Source organism: Streptococcus suis, from assembly GCF_016743335.1.
GTDB classification, from domain to species: domain Bacteria; phylum Bacillota; class Bacilli; order Lactobacillales; family Streptococcaceae; genus Streptococcus; species Streptococcus suis_Y.
Genome location: NZ_WCJE01000076.1, coordinates 1 through 4,119 on the forward strand (window position 1 = coordinate 1; position 4,119 = coordinate 4,119).

General features: G+C 36.4%; 4 protein-coding genes. All 4 read left to right on the forward strand.

All coding sequences use genetic code 11. From position 1 onward, the window contains the following. On the forward strand, positions 1–1,206 hold a 1,206-nt coding region (gene rhaA, locus F9856_RS11755; protein ID WP_202106703.1), incomplete at its 5' end, for an L-rhamnose isomerase. A gap of 12 nt (positions 1,207–1,218) precedes the next feature. After that, positions 1,219–2,034 carry a rhamnulose-1-phosphate aldolase gene (rhaD, locus tag F9856_RS11760; protein ID WP_202106704.1) on the forward strand — a complete coding sequence of 272 codons (816 nt, stop codon included), beginning with the start codon at positions 1,219–1,221 and terminating at the stop codon, positions 2,032–2,034. Between the two features lie 419 nt (positions 2,035–2,453). Further along, positions 2,454–2,708 carry a DNA-binding protein gene (locus tag F9856_RS11765; protein ID WP_236659622.1) on the forward strand — a complete coding sequence of 85 codons (255 nt, stop codon included), beginning with the start codon at positions 2,454–2,456 and terminating at the stop codon, positions 2,706–2,708. Positions 2,709–2,783: 75 nt separating this feature from the next. Then, positions 2,784–4,031, forward strand: a complete 1,248-nt coding sequence (locus F9856_RS11770) for a tyrosine-type recombinase/integrase (RefSeq protein ID WP_202106705.1) — start codon at positions 2,784–2,786, stop codon at positions 4,029–4,031. The last annotated feature ends 88 nt before the right edge of the window (positions 4,032–4,119 follow it).

Genomic DNA, 4,119 nt, shown 5'->3' on the forward strand with positions numbered 1-4,119 from the left:
ATCGGAGTTGATACTGATGCTGCCTTGAAAAAATTACAAGATATTAAAATTTCCATGCATTGCTGGCAGGGAGATGATGTAAAAGGCTTCTTGACCCCAGAAGGAGACTTGACTGGTGGTATCATGTCAACAGGAAATTACCCTGGTGCAGCAAAGAACCCAGACCAGTTGCGTCAAGATTTGGAAAAAGCCTTTAGCCTTATTCCAGGTCAACATAAGCTCAACCTTCATGCTATTTATCTAGATACAGATGAAAAAGTTGATTTGAATGAAATTGAACCAAAACATTTCGAGAAATGGGTAGCTTGGGCTAAGGAACAAGGCTTAGGACTTGATTTTAACCCAACTTTCTTCTCGCATCCGATGATGAAAGACGGTTTTACTTTGTCCCATCCAGATAAGGAAGTTCGTGATTTTTGGATTGAACATGGTAAACGCAGTCGCAAGGTTGCCGAGTACATGGGGAAAGAACTAGGTCAAGTTTGTTACAACAACTTCTGGGTGCCAGATGGTTTCAAAGACAATCCAGTTGACCGACTCAGCCCTCGCAAACGTTTGATGGAATCATTGGATGAAATTTTCGCTGACCATGTGGATGAAACCTACACACAAGATGCGGTAGAAAGCAAATTGTTTGGACTTGGAGCAGAAGCCTATACCGTTGGCTCACACGAGTTTTATATGGGCTATGGCTTGACTCGTGGTAAGATGATTTTGTTAGATGCAGGACATTTCCACCCGACTGAAGTTATCTCAAACAAACTGTCTTCATTAGCACTTTTCGGAAAAGGAATCATGCTCCATGTTTCTCGCCCTGTGCGTTGGGATTCTGACCATGTGGTTATTATGGATGATGAATTGCAAGATATTGCCAAAGAGTTGGTCCGCAATGACTTGTTGGATAAGGCAGTGATTGGTCTTGATTTCTTCGATGCGACCATTAATCGAATCGCTGCATGGGTCATCGGTACTCGCAATACTCAAAAGGCACTCTTGAAAGCCCTTCTTGAGCCAACAAATGATTTGAAAGATATGGAAAATGCCTTTGATTTCACTTCTCGTTTGGCCTACACAGAGGAGCTAAAAGACTTTCCATATGCAGATGTCTGGAATTATTTCTGCCTGCAAAATGATGTTCGAGTTGGTCTAGATTGGTTGACAGATGTCCGTCAATACGAAGAAGAAGTATTAAGCAAACGTAACTAGAAAGAGGAAATGATGACTAAATTTATCGATTCACCATATGTTGAAACCATGCGAGAAGTAACCTACCAATCCTATCTGCGATATTGGGATGAACGCAACGGAGGGAATGTCTCTTGTCGCTTAACTGCTGAAGAAGTAAGCTCTTATGAAGATGTGCATGAGGTCAAATCCACACATGAACTTGGCTTTGATGCTTCCGCTTTGGCAGGCCAATATTATCTAGTCACTGGTACTGGTCGCTATTTCCGCAATGTAACCAAACAACCTCTGCTTGATTTAGGGTTAGTAAAAATTTCTGAAGATGGACAATCTTACGATATTGTTTGGGGATTTGAAGACGGAGGACGTCCAACCTCAGAATTTCCAAGTCATTTGATGAGTCATATCGAACGACTAAAAGTCAATCCAGAGCAACGTGTTGTTTTCCATTGTCACCCGACCAACTTGATTGCATTGACCTTTACACAAGATTTGGATGAGCGTCACCTATCTCGTCTTTTATGGAAAATGCAGGCAGAGTCACTTGTAGTTTTCCCTGAGGGGATTGGGGTTATTCCTTATATGACACCAGGCACAACTGAAATTGGAAAAGCGACAGCAGAAAAGATGTCAGATTTCTCAGCAGTCATCTGGCCACATCATGGACTCTTTGCTTCAGGTATCTCACTAGATGAAACCTATGGCTTGGTAGAAGTCATTGAAAAAGCAGCCATGATTTACAGCCAAGTAGGAGCACAAGGTGGTCATATCAAGCAAGAAATCACAGACCAAGAGTTGAAAGAATTGGCTGAACGATTTGGAGTAACACCTAAGGAAGGATTTTTATAGGATTTGCTCAAAATGGGATGTTTCTCTGATTACAAAAAGTTTAATAAATAACTACTCAAGGATTTAGTTTTGTAATGTACAGGATTAAATCCTTTTTCTTTGGTTTTAAACAATCTCTGTATTTAGCAATACTTAAGATTACTGATTTAACTTAAGGTATATTGACTTCAAACTCTGAGGACTATAATATATTTGTTCTTTGTAGAATCAGTGATTTTCGTCTATATTTTTATTTTTTGTCTATATATAAATAATAAGGACCACTGCCAATTGAAGCATTGTGTATCATCTATTAATCGTTCTTTTAATCACATCTATGTAACTGTTTTTTTATTAGAAAAAGACTTATTGTTATTTTTTGTCTAAAATTCACTGCAATTGTGGCATACTATTTTCGAGTTAAGAAAGTGGTTCAATTTATGAATGCAAAAAATAGTAAGTATCGTAATGATATGAATTTTGGTATCGAAAGTGGCTGGGGTGATAAGAAAACCATTTTGAAAATTTGGTCTGGGTTGTCTATACATACTTTGAACAGATGGCTACGTGAAATGAAAGAGAATAAAAAATTTCGAGATGCAGTTATTAATCCATCACATAAAACATTGTTTGTTCAAATTGACCGATTTGAAGAATTTCTAAGATATAAGGACAAAAAGAAAATTAAACAATGAAGACGAAAATTAAAAAAAATGGTAGAATAGATGAGTTAGCTATCTATTTTATCGTTTTTAACGAAAGGAAAAAATATGTATTTAGAAACGAGAATAGATAAAAATGGCAATGAAACTTATGTAGTAATAGAACGGTATAAAGATCCATTTACAAATAAGACAAAAAGAGCTTCCGTCTCATTTAAACAGAATAATCCCAAAGCTATTCGACAAGCAGAACGCGAACTATTGGACAAGATTGAGAAAATCATAAATGATTCTGAATCAAAATATAAATCAAAAAAAATAATAACTTTCGGGGAATTAATTGAACATTGGTTTTCAACTTGGTCTACAACTGTCAAACCTAACACCGTTAAACGTGAAAGATTGGTATTAAACAGACTTTCCGAGATGCTTCCTAACGACATACTTTTAGAAGTTATTACTCCACTTTTAATAAGAAATAGTTTAGAAGAATATCGAGTTAAATATAATGCTAGTCATTCAACGATGCAACATATTAAATCAACCTTAAATAAAATTTTCGATTACGGAGTGTTGCATTCAGTTGTTCCTTATTCACCATCCAGAGTTATTAAACTTTATGCTTCAATTTCAGATAAGAAAGAACGCAAAGAACGTAAAGAAGCAAAGTTTTTGACAGAAGAAGAAGTCCAAGTTCTGTTTTCAGAACTAAATAAGCGAAGGAATAAAAATTACTTTGATCTAGCAATTTTTCTGGTAGGTTCAGGTTGTCGAATTGGTGAAGCCTCTGCGTTGCGTGAAACAGATTTTGATTTTGATAAACAAAGTGTCGAAATTTCAAAGTCACTACAATCGCATGACCTGAAAGTTGAAGATTTTTATGATGATTCAACAAAAACTACGGCTGGTGAGCGGACAATCTTACTTCCAGATTTTGTTATGGAGGCAGTTCAACGAGTTTCCATTCGTAATAAAGATTTTCAAACACATATGACAACACATCCATCAGAGGCATTTTGGGAAAATGATTATCTTTTTAAGACGGAGTACGGTTCACCAATCACATCGCAAAGTTTTCGAGCGATACTGACACGAATCAATAAAGATTTACGAAGAAACTGTGAAGCTCGGTATGGTTTTAAATGGAATAAAAACGTTGTGCCACATAGTTTCCGTCATATTCACATTTCAGCTTTGAGAAATAATAATGATGTACCATTAAAAGAAATTCAATTAAGAGTTGGACACGTTGAAGTAGAGACAACTAATGGATATACACATCTTGAAGTTGGGACTCAGGAAAAATCAGTTCAAGCAATCACAACTTATTTTAATAAGCTTGATTTTGCCCAATAACTGCCCATTTCTTATAAAAAATATCAAGTTAGGCTCATAAAAGCCCAAAGTAAAGGAGTTTTAATCCCATGGCAATTATTCAATGGTT